The following is a 26,062-nucleotide window of genomic DNA, read 5'->3' as shown; positions in this document are numbered from 1 at the left end:
GCGTCTCCTGTGTCGTGCGGGATCGTCCCGTTCGGATGGCCGATCACGGCGCCTCCGGTATCGGCGCGCGTGCCGCCAGGGCTCGCAGAACCGTCTCGGTGAGTTCCGGAGTCCCCGTGTCCGGGCGGGCACCGCAATCGATGCCACGGAGCACCGTGGCGGCCAGCGCTTCCGCGGTGGCGGGCTCGTCGACGATGTCGCCGCCGCGTCGAGCGAGGTAGTCCCGCAGGCGCGGCACCGCGACGTCGATCGCCCGGCGGAAGAAGTCGTAGGTGGCCAGCCAGCGGGTGACCAAGTGACCCGGATGCATGTCCCAGCCCTGGTAGTACCCGCGCCGCAACGCCCGGGCAACCAATCGGTGGTGGTTGCGCAGCGCGGCCTCCGGGTCGGCGTCGGGCACGATCTGGGTGGAACCATCGCATACCCACACCCCGGTCTGCGCGGCCGCGACTTGCATGACCGCCTTGGCGTAATCGGCGGCCGGGTGGTCGAGCGCCTGATCCGGTGCGGCGACCCCACAAGCGGCGGTGTAGTCGTACGTACCGAAATGCAACGCGCTGCATCGTCCTTCGGAGAGGGTGAGCATGGCGGCCACCGGCGCGGTGCCATCCGCGGCCAGGATCGCCTGCGGGCTCTCGATCTGTAGTTCGAAGCACAGGCTGCCCTCGGCGATGCCGTACCCGCGTTCCAGCCCTACGCACAGCTGCACCAGGGCGGGAACCTGCTGCGCCGCACGGATCTTCGGCACCGTGAAGACGAACCCCTCGGGCACGCCGCCCGCGCCCTCCAACACGAGGCCGAGCGTGCGCAGCGCGCGGCGACGCTCGCCGCCGCCCAAACCCTTCATCCGGATGCCGCTGCTCGCCGGGCCTCCGGGGCGCCGTGCCCAGGCAGCCAGCACCGCGCCCGCCGCCGTGGCCGCGCGGTCCTCCTCGGCGTCGGCGCGCAGGCCGTAGCCGTCCTCGAAGTCGATGCGCAGATCCTGGACCGGGTCGGCTTCCAGCCGTTTGCGCACGTCGGGAAGCGAATCGGTGCCGTCGAGAGTGGTCAGCAGATCGTGGTGGCGGTCGAGTAGTTCGACCGCGGTCGCGCCCCATTCCCCGGGAGTCTCCTCGGTGACCCGGTCGGCCGGGACGTACACGGTGTGGATCGGTTGCGAGCGACCGTTCGAGCCGGGGTATCGGCGGCGCAGCTCGGTGTCGACCGCGTCGAGCATCGCCTCGATCCGGGCGCGGACGTTCTCCGGCACCTTCGTCATCGTGATCCCTTCTCCCGCAGGGCGGCCCAGACCCGGTCCGCGGTCATCGGCAGCCCGTACAGCCGCACGCCGACCGCGTCGCGGATCGCGTTGGCCAGCGCGGGCGCGACCGGGTTGTACGGCGATTCGCTCATCGACTTGGCCCCCAACGGACCGAGCGAGTCGGACGTCTCGGCGAAGTAGACCTCTGTGCGCGGTACGTCGGCGAATTGCGGTATGTGGTAGTGCCGCAGGGTCTGCGCACCCACCACACCGTGCGCGCTGCGCATGTCCTCGTACAGCGCCGTGCCGATGGCCTGAGCCGCGCCGCCCTCGATCTGCCCGCGGCACTGCACCGGGTTGAGCACCGTCCCCGCGTCGGCGGCCTGGATCGATTGGAGGATGCGCACCGCCCCGGTGTCCGGGTGCACGGCGACGCGGAAAGCGTGCACGTTGAAGCTCACCGACCTGGGACTGCCGTCGTGCTCGGCGCGCGCGGTGAGGTCGCCACCGGTCAGCAGTTCGGCGGCGGTGAGCAGCCGGTCGCCGCAGTGCACGCCGCCGGAGTTCAGCGCGCAGTCCCGCTCGGCGACGCCGGTCAGTTCCGCCGCCCTGGCCAGCAGAAGCCCGCGCAACGCGCACGCCGCCGCGTAGACGGCCTTGCCCGCGACCACGATGCCGGTGGAGCCGAACGCGCCGGTGTCGTGGTCCACCAGGTCGGTGTCGCCGTGCCGGACCACGATGCGGTCCACCTCGGTGTCCAGCGCGGTAGCGGCGAGCTGCGCGTGCACCGTCGTCGTTCCGTTGCCGAATTCCGCCGTGCCGACCCGGATCTCGTAGCGGCCGTCGGGCAGCAGCGCGGCCGTCGCGGTCGACCGGTGACCGCGCGGCGGGACGGTCGCGATCATCGCGGCGGCCATGCCCGTACCCACCCGCCACTCCGGGCCGGGCGCGTGCACGTCGTTGCCGCGCAGCAGCGCTCGTTCGGCGAGGTCGAGGCATTGGTCCAGGCCGTAGCTGCCGAACATGAGGTCGCTCTCGTTCACCGCGGCGCCGACGAACCGGTCGCCCGGCACTACCGCGTTGGTGCGGCGCAGTTCGAACGGGTCCATGCCGAGCGCGTGCGCGAGTTCGTCGAGAGCCGACTCCACCGCGAAGATCACCTGCCCGAGGCCGTATCCGCGGAACGCGCCGGAGGGGACGTTGTTGGTGTACACCGCCTGCGCGTCGACCCGCTTGTTGGCACAGCGGTACAGCTCCACCGACTCACCGACGCCGTGATACATCACCCCGCCGCTGTGATTGCCGTACGCGCCGGTGTCGGCGAGCACGTCGACGGCCAAGGCGGTCAGCACACCGCGCGCGTCGGCCCCCGCCGTCACCGCGACCCGCATGGGATGGCGGCAGGTCGCGGCGGTGAATTCGTCGGAGCGCGTGAACTCGTATTGCACCGGTCTGCCGGTGCGCAGCACGGCCAGCGCGATCAGGTCCTCGGCCAGCATCTCCTGTTTCGCGCCGAACCCGCCACCGACCCTGGCCGCGAATACCCGCACCTGCGCGGACGACCGGCCGAACAGGCGGCACAATTCGTCGCGGACCAGGAACGGGACCTGGGTGCTGCACCGGATGACCAGGCGTCCGGCGTCGTCCAGCCAGCCGACGCCGCCGTGTGTCTCCAAGTGCACATGCTGACCCCGCGGCGAATCCCAGACGCCGCGTACGACATGCGCCGCGGCAGCCAGACCCGCGGCGACGTCACCCACCTCGCCGTGCAGTTCGGCGACCAGGTTGCGGCCGGGATCGACGATCCGGGCCGAGGGGGGCTTGTCGCCGTGCAGTTTCGGCGCGTCGGGGCGCAGCGCGTCCTGCGGATCGAACACCGCGGGCAGGACCTCGTAGTCGACCTCCAGCAGACGGCATCCCTCGCGTGCGATCGCGACGCTGTCGGCCACCACCGCGGCCACCCGCTGCCCCACGAAGCGAACCGTGCGGTCGAGCACGTAGGTGTCGTCGGGGTCGTCGGTGCGCAGCTCGTGCCGCGCGGTGGAGAACGGCACGTCCGGCGCGTCGGCATGGGTGAACACCGCGTGCACGCCGGGTAGTGCCTCGGCGGCGGTGGTGCCGATCGAGCGGATTCGCGCATGCGGGTGCGGGCTTCGCAGCACCGCGACGTGCAGCGGCGCGGTGTCGGCGTCGCCCGGTCGCGGCAAGTCGAAGGTGTACGGCTCGCGTCCGGAAACGATGCGCGGCCCGGCCGGGGCGCACGCTCCTACGATCGCCGCGGCCGGATCCGGTGCGACGGCGGCAGGATCGTCCGGAGTGAGCTGCTCGCCCAGCGCGGCGCGGATGGCGCGGTAACCCGTGCAGCGGCAGAGGTTGCCCTTCATCAGCTCGGCGAGTTCGTCGCCCGACACGCCGGCCTGCTCGTCGGCGGCACACCCGAGCCCCGCGGCCGTGACCACCATGCCCGCGGTGCAGAACCCGCATTGGAACGCGGCGTCGGCGACGAACCGGCGCTGCACCGGGTGCGGATGCTCGGGCGTTCCGAGTCCGGCGGCGGTGGTGACAGCGCGTCCGGCGGCGCGAAAGGCGGGAAAGACGCAGGAGTGCACCGTCATTCCGTCGACCAGCACCGAGCAGGCCCCGCAATCGCCCGTGTCACAGCCCTTCTTCACCGCCAGGTTGCCGCTGTCGCGCAGCGCCGTCCGCAGGCACTGACCCGGCCGCGCCGCGATGTCGACGGTCCTGCCGTCCACTTCGAATCGCATCAGCTTCCCCGCAGTTCCGCGGCGACCTCGTCGGCGAGCACTCCCGAGACATGCCTGCGCCACTCCGGCGACCCGTGCGGATCGTCGAACCACAACGCCGAGTCGATCGTGTGCATGGCATCGCGCATCTCGCCCTCGGAGGGCGGGGCGGCGAAGTCCAGGACGACGGGCCTGATCGTGGCGGCTGTGATCGTGACCGCGCTACGGCCACTGCCTTCCCTCCGCCCCATCACGACGGCGCCGGATCGGCCGAGCGGGGCGAGCGCGATCTTTCGAAAGCTGGTGCGGGCCAACAGACTCGAGCGCGGCAGGCGAATCGAGCGCAGCACGTCGCCGGGCCGCAGCGCCGTACGACCCGGACCGAGGACGAACTCCCGCATCGGAATCTCCCGATCGGCGCCGTCCGCGGCCCACACCAGCGCCGTTCCGTCGAGCGCCACCAGCGCGCCGAGCACCGCACCCGCGGGCAACGCCAGGCAGACGTTGCCCCCGACGGTCGCGGTGCGCCAGATCTTGTGCGAGGCCAGCAGCGCCCGGCAGGACCGGGCGAACAGCGCGGTCCCCGGCCACGGGTCGCGCAACACCCCCGTCCCCAACTCACGGCCCGGCGCGGCTCCGGCGAACTCGGCCAGGGTGCAAGTCGCGGCGATGTCCAGTCCGCCATCCACGATCTCGAACGCGGGCCACCCCAGGCCGGTGATGTCGACCAGGCGCAGCAGCTGATCCTGCGGCTCGGAGAACAGGAAGGTTCCTCCGGCGAGCACCGCGGTGGACGCACCGAGCACGGCCAGGTCTTCGCGCTCGCGAGCGACCACCACCTCGCGAATCGTGTCCAGGTCCACGTCTCACCTCGTTCCTGCCTCTCCGTCACCGTAGAGCCAGTCGGTTGCCGCCGTATTGCGCGCGACGCACGTCAGATTGCGCGGCCGTTACCTCGCCGCGCGACGGGCGCCCGCGCCCGGGAACCGCCCCGGCCGCGCGCTTACGCGGGCGTGCCGTCCGCGACACCACGGCTCGCGCCCGCCTACCGGCCGTCCGAGCCGACACTGCTTCAGTATTGCTCGTCCGGCCTGACCAGGCACGACACCCCGCCCAGATCAGCGTGACGATTCTCCTCGACGAACGGCTGGGCGACGATATCGCCACCGCACCCGGCATTCCCGCCACGCCCAACTACGCGGCTGGGCGAGAGTGCCGCGCGCCGCGGCACCAACTCCCGGCCCGGCCACACCGACAGCACCGCCCGGTTCCCGATGCTGCTCGCGGCACAGTAAGGCAGGTGGGCGAACTCCCCCGGCCCACGTCCCCCGCTTCGACCGGCACAGGCCGTACGGCGACAGCACCCGCTGCCGGTAGGCCGATCCCGCACTCCGGCAGGGCCGCCGAGGGCTGCTGCGCGCGAGTCGCTCACCCCGCCTTCGCGAGCAGCTTCGCCTGCGCCCGCGCCACCTCGGCGGCGACCACGTCGGTGTCGACCGTCCGCACCTCGCCGTCGCGCACCACCTGGCGCCCGTTCACCAGCAGCGCCGCCAGCGGTGGAGGCGAGCCGAGCACCAGTGCGGTCACCGGATCCGCGATCCCGGCGTGCGCGGCGGTGTCCAGCCGCCACAGCGCCAGGTCCGCCAGCTTGCCGACCTCGATCGAACCGATGTCGGCGGCGCGGCCGAGCACCCGCGCGCCGCCCATGGTGGCCAGTTCCAGCGCGGTGCGCACGGTCATCGCGTGCGGGCCGCCCCGATTGCGCGCCCACAGCAAGGCGTGGCGCGGCTCCTCGATCATCGAACCGGCCTCGTTGCTCGCCGCGCCGTCCACGCCGAGCCCCACCGCAACGCCCGCGCGGACCAGGTCGGCCACGCGGGCGATGCCCGCGCCGAGCCGCGCGTTCGACGTGGGGCAATGCGCCACGCCGGTACCGGTCTCCGCGAGGGCGGCGAGCGCGTCGTCGTCCAGGTGGACGGCGTGCGCGTACCAGACGTCCGGACCGAACCAGTCCAGCCGCTGCAGGTACCGCGCGGGCGTACAGCCGAAGGTCGCCAGGCAATAGTCCTGCTCGTCGATGGTCTCGGCGAGGTGGGTGTGCAGCCGGACCCCGAGCTCGCGGGCCAGCGCCGCCGACTCGCGCAGCAGGTCGGGGGTGACCGAGAAGGGCGAACACGGCGCGAGCGCGATCCGCAGCATGGCGTCGGACGACGGGTCGTGCCACCGCGCGACGGCCTCCGCGCTCGCGGCGAGGATGTCGTCCAGGCGTTCCACCAGGTGATCGGGCGGCAGGCCGCCCGCGCTCGCGCCCAGATCCATCGAGCCGCGACAGGGATGGAACCGCAGGCCCACCTGCGCCGCCGCGGCGATCTCGGCGGCGAGCGGGTCACCGCCGTCGCGCGGGAACACGTAGTGGTGATCGGTGGTGGTGGTGCACCCGGTGCGCGCGAGAGTGGCGAGCGCACCGGTGGCGGCCACGCGCACCCCGTCCTCGTCGATGCCCGCCCAGACCGGATAGAGCGTGGTGAGCCATTCGAACAGCGTGTGGTCGGTGGCCAGGCCGCGGGTGATCCATTGGTAGAGGTGCTGGTGGGTGTTCACCAACCCGGGCGTCAGCAGGCAGCCGCGCCCGTCGACGTGCCGCGCGTCCGCGCCGAGGTCCGGCGGATCCCCCGCGCCGACCGCGTCGATCCGGTTGCCCCGCACGACGACGTACCCGCGGGCGTACTCGGTCCCCTGGGCGTCGACGGTCGCGACGGCGCAGTCCGCGATGACGGTCACCTGCTCCACGCGGGACCCGCTTCCGGCGCGTCGGCCCGCGCAACGGTGGCGTGGATCAGCCCGTAGGGGCGGTCGTCGGCGTGGTAGACCTCCCCGTGGTTCTCGATGCCGAAGCGGCCCAAGTCGTAGTCGAAGTGATGCTTGTTCGGCGCCGCGAGCCGGATCTCGGCCAGCACCGGATACGCGGTCAGCGCGGCCTTGCCCATCTCGAACAGCGTCTGCTGCAACGCCTTCGAATGCAGCGTCGCGAAGGTCTCCACCAGCCGCGCCCGCACGCCGGTGTAGACCTCGTCCCAGTCGATGCCCGCGCTGCTCGCGAAACGCCATTCGGCGATCAGTGACGTAGCCAGCATCCGATCACGGGTCGGCGCGAGCACGGTGAACTCGTCGTTCAGGAAGTCGGCGAACTCCGAGCCGGTCGACTTGAGGATGATCAGGTCCTTCACCCCGCCGACGACCCAGGCCCGCCGCTCGGCGCCCTTCCCCGCCACGGTGACCGCCGCGGTGCGCACTTCCGGTCCCTGCCGCACCCAGGTGTGATCATGTTCCACACCGTCGACCGTCACGCGCTGCCAGGCGTATTCGTCGACCTCGATACGCGCGCTGCGCACCGGTTCGATCTCGGCGACGAAATGATCGGCCAGCGCGAGCGCGTAGTCCTCGATGGCCCGCAACCCGGGCCGCTTCGCGAAGGCATAGGCCGTCTGCTTCTGTGAGTCGGTGGGCAGGACCTTCGCCTGGTCGCCCGCGACGTACGCGTCGGCGAAATCGCCGCGCAGCACCGTGGACACGTTCACGTCGCGAATCTCGTGCCGTGCGCTCTGCCGGTGGATCCGGACGACCCGGTTCTCCGCCTTGCCGTATCGGTGGTCGGTCAGCACGATGGGCCCGGTCAGTTCCATGCTCAGCTCCCTCGATAGGTGGAAAAGGCGAAGGGCGACAACAGCAATGGGACGTGATAGCGCCGTTCCTCCGTCACGGCGAACGCGATGCTCACCTCGGGATAGAAGGTCTCCACCCCCTGACCCGCGAAGTAGGCGCCGGTGTCGAACACCAACCGATAGGTTCCGGCTTCGAGCGCTTCGCCCAATGCCCGGATTCGCCCGTCCGCGCCTGTTTCGCCCGAATCGAGCTGCCGCTCCTGCTGGTACAACGTCACCGTGACACCCGCGGCGGGCACGCCGCGCACCGCGTCCAGCACATGGGTGCTCAGCGTGCTCATGACAGCTCCGCCAGCAGCGCCCGCAGCCGGATCCGATTGATCTTGCCCAATTCTGTTCGCACGACCTGCCTTTCGGTCTCGGGATCATTGCGTAACCGGGCAGTGAGCAGCGCGAGCAGCTCCTCACCCGACTTTCCGCTCGCACACACCAGGTAGATGTGCCCGAACCGTTCCTCGTATGCGCGGTTGCCCTCGGCGAGCGCCGCGCGTACCGCGTCGGCCGCACCCGCCACTCCGGCCTGCTCCCGCGCCGAAGCGGCGGAATGCGGTCGTTCGCCGATCCTGGGGTGACCTGCCATGGCCGAGTCGAGCTCGGACTCCGGCAGCCGTGCCAACGCTCCGTCCGCCGCCTCGAGCAGCGCCTCGACGCTCCGGTACGGACGGCCCGCGACCAGCGACCGCGCGAACTCCGGCGACGAGCAGCAGCCGAGCGCCGCCCGGTAGGCCGCGTCGGCGGACAGCGCGTCGAACGCCGCGATACCGCGTCGCTGATCCGTCATCGGACCAGCATCGAATACGACCGGACGAGCCGCCACCGGAAGCGGAGGGATCGCCTTCGGCGTGTCGCTCCGGAACCACGCCTGAGCACCGGTTTCCCATCATGCGGCGCAGACCGGCCGGTATTACCTTTGAGGCATGGCCGACCCTGATCGCCCCGCCGTCGCACCCTGCGCGGGCGTCGTGCTCGCCGCGGGCGCCGGAACCCGCTACGGAAAACCCAAAGTGCTCGCCGAGGACGGCGCCTGGCTGCGGTCCACGGTCGCCGCGCTGCGCGGCGGAGGTTGCGACCCGGTCATCGTGGTCCTCGGCGCGACCGGCCCGACGCCGGGGATCGTCGACCTGCCGCCGGGCGTACGGCACGTCTGGGCGGCGGACTGGGCGACCGGACTGAGCGCATCGCTACGGGCGGGCCTGATCGCCGCGGCCGGCACCCCCGCGCGCTACGCCGCGATCATGCCGGTGGACACCCCCGATGTCGGCGCCGACGCGGTCGCCCGGGTGCTCGCCGCCGCGCTCGCGGCACCCAGCGGTCTCGCACGCGCTGTGTTCCACGACACACCTGGACACCCTGTTGTTATAGCCCACAAGCACTGGAATGCGGTTTGTGGGTCGGCCGCAGGAGATTCCGGCGCCCGCACCTATTTGACCGGCAGAAACGATATGGTGTGCGTCACGTGCGACGATTTGGCGACGGGCGTCGATCGTGACTTCCCGGCCACGACCGCACGGTGATCGGAGCTAGCTGATGCGGGACATCGTCGACGACCTGTTGCGGGTGTGGTACTCGGGCCGGACCGGCGGACTCGGCACCATCGTGCGCACCGTGGGCTCCGCGCCCTTACCGGTGGGCTCGGCGATGCTGGTCGACCCGGACGGGGGCGTCTACGGATCGGTCGCCGCGGGCGGGCTGGAGGACATCGCCTACGAGTCCGTGCTCCAGGCCGCGCGGACCGGCCGCCGCGCGATGCACCGTTTCGGCGTGGCCGGCGGCGTGGACGGGGGCGCGCACGGCGAGGGAATGATGGACGTCTTCACCGAACCGTTCTCTCGAAGACACTTCCCGGAGTTCCCGGAGGTCGCCGCCGAGATCGCGGCCCACCGCAGGGTCACCGTCTTCACGGTGGTGTGGAACTCCGATGCCGACCTGATCGGCCAGCACCTGATCACCGACAAGCGGCACGCCACCGAATTGGTCGCGCTACCCGATTCCGATGTCTTCGTCGCCTCGTTCGCTCCGCCGCCGCGCCTGATCATCTTCGGCGCCAATTCCTTCGCCGCCGCACTCACCGTGCAGGCCAGGTTGCTCGGTTACCGAGTGACCATCTGCGACTCTCGCCCCAATTTCGCTACGCCGGAATCGTTTCCCGGCGCCGAGGTGGTGGTCGACTGGCCGCACCGCTACCTCAACATCCTCTCCTCGGCAGGTGAAATCGACAGCAGCACAGCCATAGTCGTGCTGTCGCACGATCCCACATTCGAAATTCCACTACTCACCGTGGCGCTGCGACTACCCGAGGTCGGCTATCTCGGCGCCATGGGGTCACGCCAGGTGCACATCCGGCGCATGGAGGACCTGCGCGCAGGTGGTTTCGGCGAGGAGACGCTGTCGCGGCTGCACTCGCCCGCGGGATTCGACATCGGCGCACGCACCGCGCCCGAGATGGCCGTCGCGATCGCGGCCGAACTGCTGGCCGCCCGCGCCGCGCAGCCGGTGCGAGCGGTCGATCCGTACAGCGGCGAAATCCCGATCACGCCGAAAACCGCTGTGGGTCTCTGATCATTTCAGGCCGGGGTGCTCGGCATACACCTCGCGCAATACGGACAGGTCGAACAGTTGCGCGGCCTTGATGTCTATTTTCGCGGCACGCAGCGCGGCGATGTTCTGTTCGATCAGGGCGTCGGTCATCGAGAGCAGTCCGCCCGTGGCGGTATCCGCCGAAACCACTAGATCGTTCTGCGCGACAGCCTCTTTCGTCTGCTCGGCGAGATCGAGCTTCTGATCCTTGCCGTACACCTCGACCGCGAGCCGGGCCGCTTCGGCCGGATCGGCCACCGCGTCCTTCCAGCCCTTGATCTCGGCGGCCAGAAACGCCTTCAACTTGTCGCGCTCTTTGTCGATGGTGGACTGCGCGACCGTGAGCGTCTCGGCGACCAGCGGCAGATTGAAGTCGGCGAACAAAAAGTGTGTGTTCTGGAAGCCCTTGGCCGCCAGCGTGATCGGTTCGTTCGTCACGTAGCTGACCCATCCGTCGACCTCCCCGTTGGCCAGCGGGGTCGGGTCGAATTGGGCGGGCACGACGGTGACATCGCCCGGCTTCAACCCGTTGGCGGTGAGCAGCGCGTTGAAGATCAACTGGTTGGTGTCCTGCACACCGATCTTGCGGCCCTTCATGTCCTCGGGCGACTTGATCGGTTTCGCCGCGGAGGACACGATCGCGAACGGGTTCTTCTGATACGTGGTGGCGACGATCTTGGCGGGCAGGCCCTCCAGGATCGCGGGTGCGGTGGTCTGCGGCGCGGACAGGCCCAGCCACACCTTCCCGGTATCCAATCCGGCCTCTACCGACGTGCTGGCCGCGCCGCCAGCGATCAAGTCGACCGAGCCGAAACCCGCCTCCTTGAAATAGCCTTTCGAGTCGGCGAAGTATTCGCCCGCGAATTCGATGTTCTTCAGCCAGGAAAGCTGCACCGCGACGCCGCCGTATTTCGATCCGTCCGCGGTGGTGCCGCCCGGCGAATCACCGGAGCTCCCTCCGCAGGCGGCCAGTGCGCCCGCACCGCCGAGCGCGGCGCCGGCGAATGCGGAGTAACGGAGGAAGGAGCGTCGGTTCAGGTGCCCGAACGTGGAGCGGTGCGCGGGTGTCATGGGCCGAATCTAAGCGCAGCGCGTTTCATTTTCTTTACTTTGGCGTTCCGAGCGAGGAATTCGGTTCGGTCAGAGTCGTCCCGCTTCCGGTCCGAACCGGGCCAGCACCAGGTTCTCCACGACACCGACGATCGCGTAGAGCGCCACCGAGACCAGCGTGACGATGACGATCGATGCCCACAACTTGCTGTACTGGAACGTGGGGATCGCCCGGATCAAGCCGGCGCCCAGGCCGGTGCCGCTGCCGAGCCACTCACCGAGCAACGCGCCGATCAGCGCACCCGGCACCGAGATCCGCGCGGCGGCGAACACCGAGGGCAGCGCCGCGGGCACGGCCACCATGCGCAGCCCGGTCCAGCGCGATCCGCCGTACGCGGCCACCAGTTCCAGCGCCTGCCGCGGCGCGTTGCGCAATCCCGCCATGATCATGACCAGCGCGGGGAAGAACACCACGATCGCGGCGAGCACCGCGACCCCGGCCTGGCCGCGGCCGAACACCAGCACGATGATCGGCGTGAGCGCCACCAGCGGAACCGAGCGCAGCAGCATCGCCACCGGCAGGAAGGTCTGCTCGATCGCGGCGAACGACACGAACAGCGCGGCGACCACCAACGCGGCGAGCATGCCCGCGCCGAACCCGAGCGCCGCGTCACGCAGCGTGATCTGCAGGTCGTCCAGGATCGCCTGCCGCGCGGTCGCGGCGTTGGGCGCCGTCACCAAGTAGGTCCAGATATCGCCGGGCGTCTTGCCCACCCGCGGGCCGACCTGCGGAAACGCTTTCAGGAAGACGTACCAGATCACCAGCATCAGCACCAGCGATGTGCACAGCGGGAAAAGGAAGATCCCGATCCGTCGCAGCAGATTCATCGGGCCTCCCCTGTGACCTGGTGCAGCGCAACGCGCGTGGAGATCTTCATCGCGCCTCCCGGACGGTCCAGGGCGCGGCCAGGCGGGCGGCCAGCGCCACCAGCGCGTAGCCGAGTCCGGCCAGCGCGGCGGCGGCCAGCGCCATGCCCCAGGTGCGTGGCACGTTGTAGGAGGTCTGGGCGGCGGTCAGCGCCACCCCGATGCCGCTGTCCACGCCACCGAGGTACTCGCCGATGATCGCGCCGAGCACGGCCGACGGCGCGGCGATCTTCAACGCCGCGAACGTGCTCGGCAGCGCCGAGATCGCCTGCACCCGGTACAACTGCTGCCAGCGTCCGCCGCCGTAGGCGCGCACCAGCTCCAGGCTGGTCCGGTCGGCCGAGCGCAACCCGGCGACGGTGCCGACCATAGTGGTGAAGAAGCAGTACATCGCGGCAAGGAAGACCGTCGGGGTGCGTCCGCCGAACACCACAAGGATGATCGGGCCCAGCGCGAGCAGCGGAGTGCAATAGCTCAGGATCGCCAACTGGGTCGCCAGCGACTCGATCGGCGGGACCAGCACGATCAGGACGGCCAGGGCGATGGCCAGGCCGTTGCCCCAGACGAATCCCTGCAGCGCGCCGAGCGCGGTGATCCGGAAATTGGGGCCGTACAGGCCCCATCCGTCGGAGTACATGGTGTGCAGCACCTGCCAGGGACTCGGTATGGTGCCGCCCGCTACCTCGAACGCCGCGAGCGCCCACCACACCGCGACCAGCCCCAGCACGCCGAGCACGCCGCCGAAGCGCTTCACGCCGTATCCCCTGTCCGCCGGACGCACGGCTGCCGCCGCAGCGGCCCAGTGCGCACGCTCGCCCGCTGCCAGCCCGGCTTACGGTGCCGCACACAGCGTTCCGGTTGGTGCTCGTTCATGCGACGCCTCCTTTTCCGGCGGTCCCGAACAGCAGCTCGGACAGATAGTCGTGCAGCTTGTGGAATTCCGGTGTCCGCATCATCTCGGGCAGCCGTGGACGCGGCAGATCGATCTCGACCAGTTCCAGCACCCGCCCCGGCCGCGGGCTCATCACGGCCACCACGTCGGACAGGAACACCGCCTCCGCGATGCCATGGGTCACCATCAACGTCGTCGCGGGCTTCTCGGTCCAGATCCGCAGCAACTCCAGATTGAGCCGCTGCCTGGTCATGTCGTCCAGCGCTCCGAACGGTTCGTCCAGCAGCAGCACGGTGGGCTTCACCACCAGTGCGCGCGCGATCGAGACGCGCTGGCGCATGCCGCCGGACAGCTGCGCGGGCTTGGCCTTCTCGAAGCCGTCCAGCCCGACCAGGCGGATCAGGTCATCGATCTGCCCCGGCTCCGGCGTGATGCCCGCGACCTGGAGCGGCAGCGCGATATTCGACGCCACCGATCGCCACGGCAGCAGCGCCGAATCCTGGAAGGCGATGCCGAACGCGTGCTTGCCGCGCAGTTCGGCGGGCGTCGAGCCGTCGATCAGCGCCTTGCCCGCCGTCGGCGTCTCCAGGCCAGCGAGAATGCGCAGCACCGTCGACTTGCCGCAGCCGGACGGACCGAGCAGCGACAGGAACGCGCCCTGCTCGGTGTGCAGATCGACGCTCGCCAGCGCCTGCACGGTTTTCCGCCCGACCCGGAAGGTCTTGGTCAATCCGCTGAGATGAATTCCGGTCCCCCCGGCGGTATCGCTCTCCGTGCTCATGACGGCCACCATAGGAGCACCCCGTTGCACGGACATTGCGAATGGCGTCGCCAGATTGCGCAATCGTTACGGTCCGCACCGCGCATTTCCGATCGCGGCGATCCGAACGGATGAGATACGCCCCGCCGCGGGTTACACGACAGGTGAACCCGATCCTCACGCTGCTCGACGCCAAGCTGCACATCGCGGGCTCGGAGATCCTCTGGCGCGAGGTGGTCGGCAACGGCTTCGGCTTGGCTTCCGCGATCGGCGGCATGCGGCGGCGGGTCTGGGCCTGGCCCGTCGGCATCGCCGGGAACGCGCTGCTGTTCACCGTATTCGTCGGTGGGGTGTTCCACACTCCGCAGCAGCTGAACATGGCCGGACAGGCCGGACGCCAGCTGATGTTCATCGCGGTCAGCGTGTACGGCTGGTGGAGCTGGTACCGGCACGCGGCACGCGGGACCGCGCTCGAGCACCGCGGCGTCGACCCGCGCTGGGCGAGCACGCGCGAACGCGTCGTCCTGGTGGTGGCGATGCTCGCGGGCACGGCCGTTTTCGCCCAGCTCTTCGAATGGCTCGGTTCCTACGGCCCGTGGGCCGAGGCATGGATCTTCACCGGCTCGGTGCTGGCCACCTACGGCATGGCCAGGGGGCTGGCCGAGTTCTGGTTGATCTGGATCGCGGTCGACCTGGTCGGCATTCCACTGCTGGTGCGTGCGGGCTACTACCCGTCGGCGACGCTGTATCTGGTCTACGCGGGATTCGTAGCCTGGGGATTCCTCGTTTGGGCGCGAGCCATGCGCCGACCCACCGGCGCCGATACGCCGCTGAATCGGTTCAGCACCGCCGATCGGTGACCGGCCGACACCCGGTCCATCAATCAGTAATTCGTTCGCTACCAGCCTGATCCGGCCTTCACGTCATTCCCAATACTGGGAATATATGCGGTGCCACATGTTTGCCACACTTGCGAAGAAGCCCAAAACCGCACAGAGCCCGAGTTGCTCGACATCCCGATGACCGCGCCGCACCACCGCTGGTAGGAACGATTTCCGGCATGTGAGCGTCATGATCCGCGGGCCTGAGCACTTCGGCCCGCGGAGGAACAGCCAGCATGACATCGCCATACATCCGCGATATCCGACTGATTGCCAATCATGTACTGGCGGTCCCAGAATGCTTCACACCACACTATGTCTCCTCGGCGTGCGCGATGGAGTTCAGTGCAGTACCCTGCGCGAATCCGCATACAAGCGAATTCGTGGCATACCCGGACGGCGGGCCGTTCTCGTCAATCGTGTTCCGCGGCCCGCGCACGGGGGCAGTCGGTTCACATGCCCTGGTGATCATGCACGTCGTGATGGACGTCCGCATCACCCGCGCGGATATGGCCGGGATCTTCGAACTCCCGATGGAAAACACACGGGTCGACCCGAGGATTCCGCCCGAAGGAGCGGTTTCGTTCACCTCTGAGCATGGGGCGAGAAAGCTGCGCATCAGATTCCATGCCCGCTCGCAACTCCTCAGAGACATATCCGTACACGAGAACCGTGGACGAGCTCGGAGCCTCGGCAGCGGTAGCCCGGAATGAGACGTCTCCGCGAACTGTTCCTGAACCTGACGACCGGCCTACGCCGCGATCTATCGAGATACGCGAATGCCGCATCGCACAATGTCCATAATCTCAGCGGAGAAGTCAACCTGACCGTCGCCAAGACAATTGACGCCGATCTCGCCGGTCGGGATGCCATCCGAAGGGAAACCCGGGAAATCCCGGAATACCAGAAACGCCTACAGCGGCTCGGCTACCCGACGTCCGTAGAGACCGGGCTGGGCGGAGAAGTCGACGAAATCGCCGGGTTGTCCGAGGACCTCATTCGTCAGATCCAGGACGTACAGCAGTTCGGATGGACCATTCGCTACGGAAAGAGAGGGGACGGAACCTATGCCGACTACGACGAGAAGGCTGTTGTTCTCGATCGCAATATGGAAGGCAACGCCAGAGCCTCCGCCGATGCGCTCGCACATGAGATCGACCATGCCCACCCCGGTAATCCGCATAACGACGCCCCCTCGCCGCCGATGGGCCGAACGCGGGAGCAATGGGTGGTCGATCATGTGGACCGGTCGCTGCGGAACGAGGGCCATGCCGTCATGTCACAGCTCGCCATACGCCGCCAGATACTCGAAAATGGCGGGCCGGACATCAATCACAGCGTCTCGGGGAAATACCGCAGGATTTATGAGAGATATCGCGGTGGAGAGTTCTCCCACGACGAGGCGGTACAACGAATAGCTGATCACTATCGCTTCGAGAGAGGAAGCCACAGCAATATGTCGTACGGCCAGAACTTCCGTCAGTGGTACGAAGATTATTGGGACACTTGGATCGCGCAGACGGCGTGAGCGCCTACACCACGTCGACCCGCACGCCCGCCGCCCGGATCGCCTGCACCGCCCCCGGATCCGCGCCGGTATCGGTGACCAGCACCTGCACCTGCTCGATGCCGCAGATGCGGGCCAGTGCGGTGCGCTCGAGCTTGTCCGCGGTGGCCACCACCAGCACCCGGCCGGAACGCCGCACCATCTCGGTGGTCACCCCGGCCTCGTCGATGTGCCTGCACTGGGCGCCGCCCTCGACGGAGATCGCGTTCACGCCGAGCACGAGATCGTCGAGCCGCAGTTCGGCCAGCGCCCGTTCGGCCAGCGGCCCGTGCAGCTCGTAGGACTCGCGCCGGGCCACACCGCCGAGAACGATCGTGCGCACGTGTGGCCGCAGCACCATCTCCCCCGCGATGTTCAGCGCGTTGGTGACCAGAGTGAGCTGTTCGTCACCGGCCGATCCGAGATCCGTGCGCACGGCCAGCGCCCTGGCCACCGCCGTGGTGGTGGTGCCGCCGTTCATCCCGACCACCGCGCACGGATCGACCAGCGACGCGGCGTGTTCGGCGATGCGCTGCTTGGCCTCGCCCGCACTCTGCCGGTAACGCGCGGGCAGATCGTAGGCCACCGAGGTCGCCACCACACCGCCGTGCGTCCTGGTGGCCAGCTGCTGTTCGGCGAGCGCGGTGAAATCGCGACGCACCGTAGCGGCGGACACACCGAGCCGCTCGGCGGCCTCCTCCACCGAAAGCCGCCCGGATTCGGCGAGCAATTCCAGCAACCGGTTCCACCGTTGCGGACGATCCGACGGCCCGGTCATCTCACACCGCCCCGCTCGCGCGGGCAACCTGCTGTTTCGGCGAACACGCGAACAATATGAACACACGCACCCACCGACCGCGGAAATCCGCACGGCCGACACCGGCCCCGCTCAGAACACATCGGCCTCGACGGTGGGCCGGGCCGGAAGCGCCGCGGTAGCGGGAAGACGCCCGTCTTCCGCACCCGGATCGCGCGCCTGGGAAAGACCGGAATTCACGAAGTAGGCGATCTCTTCGCAGATCTCGTCCAGACTCACCGCCGAACCCGGCGACGTACCCTGCACCAATTCCTGGGCGAGTGAGGTGACCGCGCCGATCACGGCCAGCGCGAAGAGATCGAAACGCCGCGGACCGGTCTCGCCACGGCCGACAGCGCGTTCGGCCTCGCTGATCAGCAGCGCCGACAGCAGGCCACGCTGCTGCCTGCGCCACTGCTCCACCGCCGTGCTCACGCCGACCACCTCGACATAACAGACCCGCGCGGACCGGGCGTCGGCGCACGTGACGCTCAGATAAGCGCGGAAACTCGCTACCACGCGGGTGGGCAAGGGCTCGTTCTCGGTGGCCGCCAGTGCGGTCAACGCGCGTTCCAGCGCACGGGAGGTGATGCGATTCGCCAGGGCGATGAGCAGCGCTTCGCGGCTGCCCATGTCCTCGTAGAAGCTGCGCGTGGAGACGTTCGCCACGGCGCAGAGGCGCTCGATCGAGGTGGCCGCGTATCCCTGGGTGCCGAATAGTTCGAGAGCGGCATCGATCAGGCGGGTCTGCCGCTGGGCAACCCGCTGTTCCTTGGACAGCCCGCCGTAGCTGCGACCGTCCTTGGGTCCGTGATCCCGCCGTGTCACCTCTCGATGCTACCGCGCGGCTACCTTCCATCCGCGCGCCGAACGGTGGCGGCGCGGCGATTCCGTCATCCCGGTGCGCCAGTTCTCGCAGGCTATTTCACGCTTCCCGCGGTCAACCCCGCCACCAGACGCTTCTCGATGAGAGCGAACAGCAGCACCACCGGGACGATGCCGACGGTGGAGATCGCGAACACGTATTGCCACGCGGTGTCGTACTGGCCGACGAACTTGGTCAGCGCCACCGACAGCGGTTGGTTCTCCGGCGTGGTGAGCACGACCAGGCTGGCGGCGAATTCGTTCCAGCACGCCACCACGACGAAGATCGTCGCCGTCACGATGCCGGGCCACACCAGCGGCAGGCTCACCCGGACCAGGATCTGCCCGCGCCCGAGCCCGTCGAGCATCGCGGCTTCCTCGATCTCCACCGGGATCGCGGCGAAGAAACTGTGCAGGATCCACACCGCGAACGACAGGTTGAACGCGGCGTTCACCAAGATCATCGCCAGCCAGGTGTCGTTGATGCCGAGCGCGAAGAACTCCCGGATCAACCCGGTGACCAGCACCGTCGGCTGCAACATCTGGGTCACCAGCACCACGCCGAGAAACACCAGGCGCCCCGGAAAACGGTGCCGCGCCGTGTAATACCCGGCCGGAATCGCCACGGCCAGCACCAAAGCGGTGGCGCAGACCGCGATGATGATCGTGCTGGCCAGGTTGAACGGAAGCGGCGTCTCGGGGGTGTCCCACATCGTCGCGTAGTTGTCCGGATGCCAGGACTGCGGCAGATACGTCGGCGGGATGCGCAGGATCTCGGCTCTGCTCTTCAGCGAACCGAGCACCATCACGACGAACGGCAGCAGGAACACCGCGGCGAGCACCACGCCGACGGCGGTGAGCTCCCAGCGGCGTCGTGCGCGGCGCGCGGGCGCCGCCGGGGCGTGCGGCGTCGCCGTGGCCTGCTCGCGTACCTCCACCCGCGTCGTCATCGGTCGATCTCCGCGGTCGGACGGACCAGCTTCACGTAGATCGCGATGACGACGACGATCAGCGCGAAGTTCAGCACGCTCATCGCCGCGGCGGTGTCGACCTGCTGGTTCTGCCGGATCAGCTTGAAGGTCAGCGTCGTCGTGGTGTCCGCCGAGAAGCCTGCGATGCTTCCGGTGATCACTTGCAGGATCGGCAGCGAGTTGAACACGTTGATGATGTTGATGATGGTCGCCACCGCGATCGCCGGACGCAGCTGCGGCAATGTGAGATGGCGGTAGCGCTGCCAGGCGCTCGCGCCGTCGACCCGCCCCGCCTCCTCGATCTCCGCCGGAATGGCTTGCAGTCCGGCCAGAATCGTGTAGGTGGTGAACGGCACCGAGACGAACACCGCGACGCCCATCGCCACGAGGAACGCCTGCGTCGGCTGCTTGGTGAACCCGTATCCGCGGTCGAGCAGGCCGATGTCCACCAGGAACCGATTGGCGATGCCCACGTCCGGATCGAGCATGTAGTAGAAGATCGTGGTCGTCATCACGACCGACGCCGCCCACGGCACCAGGATCGCCATCCGTACCGCGGCGCGGCCGGGGAACTCCTTGTTCAGGAATTGGGCCAGCGCCACGGACAACGCCAGCGTGACCAGCACGACGCCGACCACCCAGACCACCGTGTGGACCAGCACCGAGCCGAGTTCCGAGATGTCGAACAGCGCCCGGTAATTGGCCAGTCCGGCGGCGCCCCGGTCCTGGCCGTAGGCGCTGAGGTCCCTGGTGCTGGTCCACAGCATGTAGCAGGCCGGGAAGGCGACAACGGCCGCGATCAGGACCAGTGACGGCCCGATCCACGGCAGTGTCGCCAGTACTCCTCTGCGCCGCACGCTATTTCGTTGCTTCCTGGATCCGTCGCAACACCTGAGCGGGGTCGGCGCCCTGTGCGATGGTGCCCATCTGCTGGCGGATCACCCCTTGCGCCACGGCCCATTTCGGATTGTTGCTCGGATAGAACCTCGCGACCGGAAGCGTGGCGGCGAACGCCTTCGTCACCGGGTCCTCGGCGAGGGCGGTGGCGGCACTGTGGGTGATCGGGATGAAGCCCTCGTGCTTGACGAAGTCCGCGTATACCGCCGCCGAATAGAAGTAGTCGAGGAACTTCTTGATCGACTCGGCCTTGGCGCCGTCCTTCTTGAACGCCATCAGATGATCGGCCACCCCGAGCGTGACCGGGTTCCCGGTCTTGGTCGGCGAAGGCGCGGTCGCGTACCGCAGACCCGGATTCTTCGCGGTGATCTGACCGATGGTGGGCGGCAGGGCTTCGATCATGCCGATCTTGCCCTGGATGAAGGCGTTGATCACGTCCTTGCGGTCGGTCGCGCCCGGATTCGGCTGCGTCGCACCGGCGTCGATCAGCTCACGCATGGCCCGCACCCCTTCCAGGTTCTCCGGGGTGTCCACGGTGACCCGGTCGCCGTCGGCCCACGAGCCACCCGCGCCGAAGGTCCAGATGGAGGTTTCGCCTTGCGCCTCCTCGCTGCCCAGCGGGAGCCCGTACCCGGAGACGCCGCCGCCCAGCGCCTGAATCTTCTTCGCCGCGTCGGTCAGCTCGGCCCAGTTCTTCGGCGGCCGGACGATGCCCGCTTTCTCGAACAGTTCGGTGTTGTAGAACAGGGTTCGGGTGGAGGCGAACAGCGGCAGCGCGTATTGCGTGCCGTTCAGCGCCGCGTTCTGCGCGAAAGCGGGCTGGATGTCGGCCAGCACCGGCGCGGAGACGATGTCGGTCGCCGGGTAGAGCAGGCCATCGCCCGCGAAGCTGGCGTAGGCGTCGATGTTGAGGATGTCCGGGGTGGTCGACTGCGACTGGAGCTTGGTGCGCACCACGTCGTTGATCGAGTTCCACGACTCCATCTGCAGATCGACGGTGATGCCCGGGTTCTGCTTCTGGAATTCGGCGATGATGCCGTCCCACAGCGCCTTGGTGCCCGTGGCGCCGTCGCTGTAGGCGGGAGCGAGGAAATTGATCGTGGTAGCCGAGTCCGCACCACTTTTCGAACCGAACCCACAGGACGACAGGGCCAGCGCGACGCCGGTGACCATCGCGACTCCGGCAAGCACGCGGTGGAATGGTCTTTTCACGAGCAGAACCTTTCAGATTTACCCACCCGGCGCCAGCGGAGCCGCCGATGATGGGAGGACACACCGTCGGTGCACCTCAATCTAGCCCGAATTGTGATCATATGTGACCGTTTTCGTCTGAAATTTGACATAAACGATCATCCAGAGTGAAGCTGGTTGCGTGCCTACGCCTGCCGACCACACGCCGCAGCCGCATCTGGTCACCGAAGTGGCCACCCAGCCGGACGATTGGACGCACGCCGCCGCCGTCGCGGCGGAACATCGCGCCGTACTGCCGAAACCGGGCGAGCGAGTCGCGGTGATCGGTTGCGGCACGTCGTATTTCATGGCGCGCGCCATCGCGGCACTGCGCGAGGGCGCGGGTCATGGCCTCACCGACGCCTGGCCCGCCAGCGCGGTCCGCGCTCGCGAGTACGACCGCTACCTGGTGATCTGCCGCTCCGGCACCACCACCGAAGTGGTGCGCGCGATGCGGGACATCCCGGCGCACGTCCCTCGGACGGTGATCTGCTCCAGTCCCGGCACGCCCGTCCTCGAACTGGGCGACCCGATCCTCATCGACCAGGTCGACGAGCGGTCGGTGGTGCAGACCCGCTTCGCGACGACCACCCTCGCCATCCTGCGCAACCACCTCGGCGAAGACCTCACCTCGGTGATCGCCCGAGCGCGCGCGGTGCTCACCGAGGATCCCGCCGAGTCGCTGGCCGCGGTCCGCCACGCCGAGCAGATCAGCTTCGTCGGTATGGGATTCGCGGCGGCCATCGCCGAGGAGGCGGCGCTCAAGCTGCGCGAATCCTGTCAGTCCTGGACGGAGGCGTATCCGGCGACGGAGTACCGCCACGGCCCGATCGCCATCTCGGCGCCCGGCCGGGCGGTCTGGGCGTTCGGCCCACTCGAGCCGGGCTTCGCCGACGACGTCGCCGCCACCGGCGCCCACCTGGAGCATCGCGACATCGACCCGATGGCGGACCTGGTCCGAGTGCATCGGCTCTGCCTCCTGCGTTCCGCCGACCTGGGATTGGACCCCGACCACCCGCGCGGCCTGAATCGCTCGGTGGTTTTGAAGTCGTGACCGAGGGCCTGCGGTGAGCATTCGCCGTACCGCGCCGGGTGCGGACGGCATCGTCGCGCCCGCAGCCACACCGTCGGCCTCGAGTCGACTCGAACTCGTGACATCACCACAGGCCGCATGCGCACCGTCGCGGGAGCCACCACGAACTACTGTGCCGAGGATGGGAACCGAGCAGCCGCGTGCGCCGTCGGGTGCGTCCGTGTCCGGGTCGCGCGGCGCGGAGACGGACCGCGCCTGCCCCGGCGACCGGACGACCGCGCGGCGAGGTTCGGCCGGGCAGCCCACGGACATACTCGGCGCAGCGGCGCGGGCGCTGCCGGACGACGCGCTCGTGCTCGGCATGGATGTCGGCGGCACCACCATCAAAGGCGAGATCACCGACGCGGGGGGCGCTGCGCTGGCCGTGGGCACCGTGGCTACACCGCATGGTCCGGCCGCGTTCGATGCCATGGGCGAGCTGGGCGATCGGTTACTCGGGGGACTCCCGGAATCCGACCGCCGCCGGGTACGTCGCGCCGCCGTCGTGCTGCCCGGCATCGTCGACACCGCCCGGTCGGTCGCCGTGTTCAGCAGCAACGTCGGCTGGCGGGACGTGCACGTGGGCGACCGCTTCCCCGAGCGCTGGGGTGTACCGACGCTGATCGAACACGATGTCGCCGTGGCCGGTTGGGCGGAATGGCGGTACGGCGCAGGGCAGGGCCACGAGAATGTGTGCGTCGTCATTCTCGGCACCGGTATCTCGGGCACGCTGTCGGTCGGCGGGAGGCTGGTGCGCAGCAGCTACGGCCAGGTCGGCGAGTACGGGCACGTGCCGGTGCGGCGTGCGGGCGGATTGCCCTGCCCCTGCGGCAATACCGGATGCGTCGAGACGGTCGCCTCGGGCGCGGCCATCGCGCGGGCCTACACCCGGCGCACCGGACGCGAGACCGGCGGCGCGGCGGAAGTTTTCGCACTCATGTCCACCGACCCCGACGCCGCCGCCGTCGTGGCGGACGCGGTCGACGCGCTCGCCGACAGTCTGGTCGGCATCGTCCACGCGGCCTGCCCCGAACTCGTCGTCCTCGGCGGCGGGCTCGCCGGAGCGGGCGCGGCGCTCACCGACCCACTGCACCGCGCCCTGTCCGACCGGCTCCGCCTGGTCCCCGCTCCCCGAGTCGTCCTCGGCCGGTTCGGCGCACGCGCGGGCTTGGCAGGCGCCGCCCTCTTCGCCCGCAGCGGAGCGTTGACATGACGTCACCCGCGCGGCCGGCGAACCGAGGACCCCACGTCTCGCCGAGCGTGCCTCTCGACAAGGGCCCCGCGCGGGTCTTCAGGGCCGGATCGTCGTACGAGCGACCGCGCGGCGGCTCGATGGCAGCACAGCCCGACCACATGGTCGGTACCGCGAGTAGCGCCCATGACCCGGGGCCCGATCCCGTCGAGACGGTTGCCGCCGGGCACGGTGACCACCTGCGCGCCTCGAACCCGTGCGGCGCGGTCCCGCGCCCGACGACGTACCGCTTCCGGATCATCCCGGCCGCCCGGCCGTTCGTCGACAGTCGCGCACGGCAAACTTCAGCCAGCACAGTGGACATCCCTATCCAGCAGCCGGTCCGCGCGAGCCGAGGGGCACTCGAATGACAGCACACACACAGCTCATCCGGGGGCGCATCGTCTCGGCGAGCGTCACGGTGGACGACGGCGTAGTGATGGTGTCCGGGGATCGGATCGACGCGGTGCGGTCGTTCGCGCAGTGGCGCGCGACGCATCGCGATTTACCTGAGCCGCCATTTTCGGGAACCGTGCTGCCGGGGCTTGTGGACATTCACAATCACGGCGGGTTCGGGTACCGGTTCGATACCGTGCGCGGTGAGCAGGCCCGCGCGGCGGCGCAATCGCACCATGCGCGCGGCTCGACCACCGTGGTGGCGAGCGTGGTCACCGGCCCCGCCGCGGAAATGGTGGCGCAGACCGCCACCTTGCGCGAACTCGCCGAGGAAGGCGCGCTCGGCGGTATCCACGTCGAGGGGCCCTTCCTGTCCGCGGCGCGCTGCGGGGCGCAGGACCCGCGATATCTGTGCGACCCCGATCTCGGGCTGACCGACCGGCTGCTGGACGCGGGTGGCGCGCACCTGCGCGCGATGACGCTCGCGCCGGAACGTCCCGGCTACGCGGCCGTCGCGCGGCGGCTGACCGACAACGGCGTGGTGGTCGCGCTCGGCCACAGCGACACCGACTACGCGTCGTTCCGGAACGCGCTGGCTCCCAAAGGATCAGGAAGCCTCGTGACGCACTTGGCGAACGGCATGCCACCGCTGCATCACCGGAACCCGGGCCCGGTCGCCGCGGCGCTGGCGGCCGCCGCGGGCGGTGACGTGACGGTGGAGCTGATCGGCGACGGCGTGCACGTGGATCCGGGCTTCGCCGCGCTGGTGTTCGCGACCGCGCCGGGGCGAGTCGCGCTGGTCACCGATGCCATGCAGGCCGCGGGGCTCGGCGACGGCGAGTACCAGCTCGGTCCGCAGCCGGTGACGGTCCGCGCCGGCGTGGCGCGCATCGCGGACGGCTCGATCGCGGGCGGCGTCAGCACCCTGCTGGAATGCGTCGCGCGGGCCGTGCGCGACGCCGGCGTCCCGCTGCGCGCGGCGGTCCTGGCGGCCACCTCGGTTCCGGCCGCCGCGCTCGGGCTCGCCGACGTCGGTGACCTGCGGCCCGGCTATTTCGCCGACATATTGACAGTCCGTGACAATCTCCACTTGCGTGGGGTGCTCAGACGTGGACAGTGGTTGAAGTGATCCTCACCGTGACAATGAATCCCGCGTACGACATGACCTATCGCGTCGAACGCTTCGAACGCGGGCAGGCCCACCGGGTCCGGTCGGTGGAGCAGCGCATCGGCGGCAAGGGCATCAACGTGACCCGGGTGCTGAATCAGCTCGGCAAGTACGCCAGGGCCACCGGGTTCTCCGACCACGCCTTCGCGGCCGCCGCCGAACTGGAGATGCCGGTCGACTTCGTGCACGCGCTGCCCTGGGTGCGCCGCACCGTGGTGATCAGCGAATCCGAGGACGGCACGGCCACCGCGCTCTGGGAGCCGGGTGCGCGAGTCTCCAATCCGCATGCCGCCGAACAGTTGTCGGTCCGGGTGGCGGGACTGCTCCCGGAAATCGCCGGATTGGTCATCTCCGGGTCGCTGCCCGGCGGCATCGAACCCTCCCTGCCCGCCGAGATCGCCCGCACCGCCATCGCGGCCGACGTGCCCACCATCTGCGACGTCGACGGCGAAGCGCTGCGCTTGGCCGCCCAGGTGCCCGGCATCGTGCTCACTCCGGACGAGACCGAATTACAGCGCCTCATCGGCACCCGGCCGACGACCGCCGACGACATCGTCATCGCCGCGAAGCCGCTGATCGACAACGGAGTGCGCGCCCTGATCGCGACCCGCGGTCCCGAGGGGATCGTCGCGGTGACCGCCGACGGCGCGTGGACCGGGGCGCTCGCCGAACCGCTCGCCGGAAACCCCACCGGCGCGGGCGATGCCGCGGTGGCTGCGGTGATCGCCGCCCTTTCCTCCGAATCGCGCCCGGACTGGGCCGCCCTGCTCGCCGACGTGGTCGCGACCTCCGCGGCCGCCGTGGTGGTTCCGGTGGCCGGTGAGATCGATCGCTCCCTGCGCACCCGCCTTACCCCCACCGTTCTGGTTCGGGAACTGGACATCTCCACACCGCAGAAGACTTCTCCATGACGGCCGAGCCGGTTCGCCGCTGCGCGCGAACGTGCGGAACGCTCCCGCGATGCGGGCGAGCCGGGCGATCCCGCGACCCTGGTCGCTTACGCGGCTCGCATGGCGAACCACATGCCGCGTTCACCCGCCGACGACCTCGGCATGCGGCGAGCCGGCCACGGACGCACAAGCCGGTCCCCAACGCATC

General features: G+C 69.3%; 25 protein-coding genes. 9 read left to right on the top strand and 16 right to left on the bottom strand.

All coding sequences use genetic code 11. The features are described from left to right. Nucleotides 1-43 precede the first annotated feature (43 nt). The 7 genes from ACIHAX_RS23940 to uraD all read right to left on the bottom strand — a co-directional run bounded on the left by ACIHAX_RS23940 (nucleotide 44) and on the right by uraD (nucleotide 8,487). The gene (locus tag ACIHAX_RS23940; protein ID WP_397279621.1) at nucleotides 44-1,258 is read right to left on the bottom strand and encodes a DUF6986 family protein; all 1,215 of its coding nucleotides are present in this window, start codon (nucleotides 1,256-1,258) and stop codon (nucleotides 44-46) included. Continuing rightward, on the bottom strand, nucleotides 1,255-4,005 hold the full coding sequence (locus ACIHAX_RS23935) for a molybdopterin-dependent oxidoreductase (protein ID WP_397279619.1): 2,751 nt from the start codon (nucleotides 4,003-4,005) through the stop codon (nucleotides 1,255-1,257). Before ACIHAX_RS23935 ends, ACIHAX_RS23940 begins: the two co-directional genes overlap by 4 nt. Continuing rightward, nucleotides 4,005-4,847, bottom strand: a complete 843-nt coding sequence (locus ACIHAX_RS23930) for an FAD binding domain-containing protein (protein ID WP_356962653.1) — start codon at nucleotides 4,845-4,847, stop codon at nucleotides 4,005-4,007. The genes ACIHAX_RS23935 and ACIHAX_RS23930 overlap by 1 nt, the downstream gene beginning before the upstream one ends. Before the next feature lie 565 nt (nucleotides 4,848-5,412). Then, the gene (locus ACIHAX_RS23925; RefSeq protein WP_397279615.1) at nucleotides 5,413-6,774 is read right to left on the bottom strand and encodes an 8-oxoguanine deaminase; all 1,362 of its coding nucleotides are present in this window, start codon (nucleotides 6,772-6,774) and stop codon (nucleotides 5,413-5,415) included. After that, nucleotides 6,762-7,667, bottom strand: coding sequence for a factor-independent urate hydroxylase (gene pucL, locus ACIHAX_RS23920; protein WP_397279613.1), 906 nt, complete (start codon nucleotides 7,665-7,667; stop codon nucleotides 6,762-6,764). The genes ACIHAX_RS23925 and pucL overlap by 13 nt, the downstream gene beginning before the upstream one ends. A 2-nt stretch (nucleotides 7,668-7,669) precedes the next feature. Then, nucleotides 7,670-7,987, bottom strand: a complete 318-nt coding sequence (gene uraH / locus ACIHAX_RS23915) for a hydroxyisourate hydrolase (protein ID WP_355071813.1) — start codon at nucleotides 7,985-7,987, stop codon at nucleotides 7,670-7,672. Further along, nucleotides 7,984-8,487, bottom strand: coding sequence for a 2-oxo-4-hydroxy-4-carboxy-5-ureidoimidazoline decarboxylase (gene uraD, locus ACIHAX_RS23910; RefSeq protein WP_364424421.1), 504 nt, complete (start codon nucleotides 8,485-8,487; stop codon nucleotides 7,984-7,986). Before uraD ends, uraH begins: the two co-directional genes overlap by 4 nt. Nucleotides 8,488-8,623: 136 nt before the next feature. On the opposite strand from uraD, the gene ACIHAX_RS23905 reads away from it, so the two are divergent. Together ACIHAX_RS23905 and ACIHAX_RS23900 are read left to right on the top strand one after the other, a co-directional pair. Next, entirely contained in the window at nucleotides 8,624-9,220 is a 597-nt protein-coding gene (locus tag ACIHAX_RS23905; protein WP_355071810.1) for an NTP transferase domain-containing protein, read from the top strand. 13 nt (nucleotides 9,221-9,233) lie between these two features. Then, nucleotides 9,234-10,265: an XdhC family protein gene (locus tag ACIHAX_RS23900; protein WP_364424423.1), complete on the top strand. Its 1,032-nt coding sequence runs from the start codon at nucleotides 9,234-9,236 to the stop codon at nucleotides 10,263-10,265. On the opposite strand, the gene ACIHAX_RS23895 is transcribed toward ACIHAX_RS23900, so the two are convergent. From ACIHAX_RS23895 to ACIHAX_RS23880, 4 genes are all read right to left on the bottom strand, one after another. Then, nucleotides 10,266-11,354, bottom strand: a complete 1,089-nt coding sequence (locus ACIHAX_RS23895) for an ABC transporter substrate-binding protein (RefSeq protein ID WP_364424425.1) — start codon at nucleotides 11,352-11,354, stop codon at nucleotides 10,266-10,268. It lies immediately after the preceding gene. A gap of 69 nt (nucleotides 11,355-11,423) precedes the next feature. Then, complete coding sequence (locus tag ACIHAX_RS23890; RefSeq protein ID WP_355071806.1) at nucleotides 11,424-12,221, bottom strand: ABC transporter permease subunit; 798 nt, start codon at nucleotides 12,219-12,221, stop codon at nucleotides 11,424-11,426. 46 nt (nucleotides 12,222-12,267) lie between these two features. Then, nucleotides 12,268-13,014 carry an ABC transporter permease subunit gene (locus ACIHAX_RS23885; RefSeq protein ID WP_355071804.1) on the bottom strand — a complete coding sequence of 249 codons (747 nt, stop codon included), beginning with the start codon at nucleotides 13,012-13,014 and terminating at the stop codon, nucleotides 12,268-12,270. Nucleotides 13,015-13,129: 115 nt separating this feature from the next. Beyond that, nucleotides 13,130-13,933, bottom strand: a complete 804-nt coding sequence (locus ACIHAX_RS23880) for an ABC transporter ATP-binding protein (RefSeq protein ID WP_355071802.1) — start codon at nucleotides 13,931-13,933, stop codon at nucleotides 13,130-13,132. A 143-nt stretch (nucleotides 13,934-14,076) separates the two neighbouring features. Between ACIHAX_RS23880 and pnuC the strand changes: the two genes are divergently transcribed. The 3 genes from pnuC (at nucleotide 14,077) to ACIHAX_RS23865 (ending at nucleotide 16,321) form a co-directional block, all read left to right on the top strand. Further along, the gene (gene pnuC, locus ACIHAX_RS23875; RefSeq protein ID WP_355071800.1) at nucleotides 14,077-14,772 is read left to right on the top strand and encodes a nicotinamide riboside transporter PnuC; all 696 of its coding nucleotides are present in this window, start codon (nucleotides 14,077-14,079) and stop codon (nucleotides 14,770-14,772) included. 257 nt (nucleotides 14,773-15,029) lie between these two features. Further along, a complete protein-coding gene (locus ACIHAX_RS23870) occupies nucleotides 15,030-15,506 on the top strand; it encodes a hypothetical protein (protein ID WP_397279608.1) in 477 nt (158 codons plus the stop codon). After that, complete coding sequence (locus ACIHAX_RS23865; RefSeq protein WP_397279606.1) at nucleotides 15,503-16,321, top strand: hypothetical protein; 819 nt, start codon at nucleotides 15,503-15,505, stop codon at nucleotides 16,319-16,321. Before ACIHAX_RS23870 ends, ACIHAX_RS23865 begins: the two co-directional genes overlap by 4 nt. A 4-nt stretch (nucleotides 16,322-16,325) precedes the next feature. On the opposite strand, the gene ACIHAX_RS23860 is transcribed toward ACIHAX_RS23865, so the two are convergent. The 5 genes from ACIHAX_RS23860 to ACIHAX_RS23840 form a co-directional block, all read right to left on the bottom strand. Further along, nucleotides 16,326-17,117, bottom strand: a complete 792-nt coding sequence (locus ACIHAX_RS23860; RefSeq protein ID WP_355071795.1) for a DeoR/GlpR family DNA-binding transcription regulator — start codon at nucleotides 17,115-17,117, stop codon at nucleotides 16,326-16,328. Between the two features lie 111 nt (nucleotides 17,118-17,228). Further along, complete coding sequence (locus ACIHAX_RS23855) at nucleotides 17,229-17,963, bottom strand: TetR/AcrR family transcriptional regulator (protein WP_364424434.1); 735 nt, start codon at nucleotides 17,961-17,963, stop codon at nucleotides 17,229-17,231. Nucleotides 17,964-18,055: 92 nt separating this feature from the next. After that, nucleotides 18,056-18,949 (bottom strand): carbohydrate ABC transporter permease, encoded by an 894-nt coding sequence (locus ACIHAX_RS23850; protein WP_397279603.1) that lies wholly within the window; start codon nucleotides 18,947-18,949, stop codon nucleotides 18,056-18,058. Next, complete coding sequence (locus ACIHAX_RS23845) at nucleotides 18,946-19,827, bottom strand: carbohydrate ABC transporter permease (RefSeq protein WP_397279601.1); 882 nt, start codon at nucleotides 19,825-19,827, stop codon at nucleotides 18,946-18,948. Before ACIHAX_RS23845 ends, ACIHAX_RS23850 begins: the two co-directional genes overlap by 4 nt. Nucleotide 19,828: 1 nt before the next feature. Beyond that, nucleotides 19,829-21,079 (bottom strand): extracellular solute-binding protein, encoded by a 1,251-nt coding sequence (locus ACIHAX_RS23840; RefSeq protein ID WP_397279599.1) that lies wholly within the window; start codon nucleotides 21,077-21,079, stop codon nucleotides 19,829-19,831. Nucleotides 21,080-21,239: 160 nt separating this feature from the next. Between ACIHAX_RS23840 and ACIHAX_RS23835 the strand changes: the two genes are divergently transcribed. From ACIHAX_RS23835 to ACIHAX_RS23820, 4 genes are all read left to right on the top strand, one after another. Beyond that, entirely contained in the window at nucleotides 21,240-22,151 is a 912-nt protein-coding gene (locus tag ACIHAX_RS23835; protein ID WP_364424443.1) for a sugar isomerase, read from the top strand. Nucleotides 22,152-22,311: 160 nt separating this feature from the next. Further along, complete coding sequence (locus ACIHAX_RS23830; protein ID WP_397279597.1) at nucleotides 22,312-23,382, top strand: ROK family protein; 1,071 nt, start codon at nucleotides 22,312-22,314, stop codon at nucleotides 23,380-23,382. Nucleotides 23,383-23,767: 385 nt separating this feature from the next. Then, nucleotides 23,768-24,925, top strand: coding sequence for an N-acetylglucosamine-6-phosphate deacetylase (locus ACIHAX_RS23825; RefSeq protein ID WP_397279595.1), 1,158 nt, complete (start codon nucleotides 23,768-23,770; stop codon nucleotides 24,923-24,925). Next, a complete protein-coding gene (locus ACIHAX_RS23820; protein ID WP_364424449.1) occupies nucleotides 24,913-25,875 on the top strand; it encodes a hexose kinase in 963 nt (320 codons plus the stop codon). The genes ACIHAX_RS23825 and ACIHAX_RS23820 overlap by 13 nt, the downstream gene beginning before the upstream one ends. Nucleotides 25,876-26,062: the final 187 nt, after the last annotated feature.

It is taken from the genome of Nocardia sp. NPDC051929, from assembly GCF_044548645.1.
GTDB classification, from domain to species: domain Bacteria; phylum Actinomycetota; class Actinomycetes; order Mycobacteriales; family Mycobacteriaceae; genus Nocardia; species Nocardia sichangensis.
This window is presented reverse-complemented; position numbering and strand designations above follow the sequence as displayed.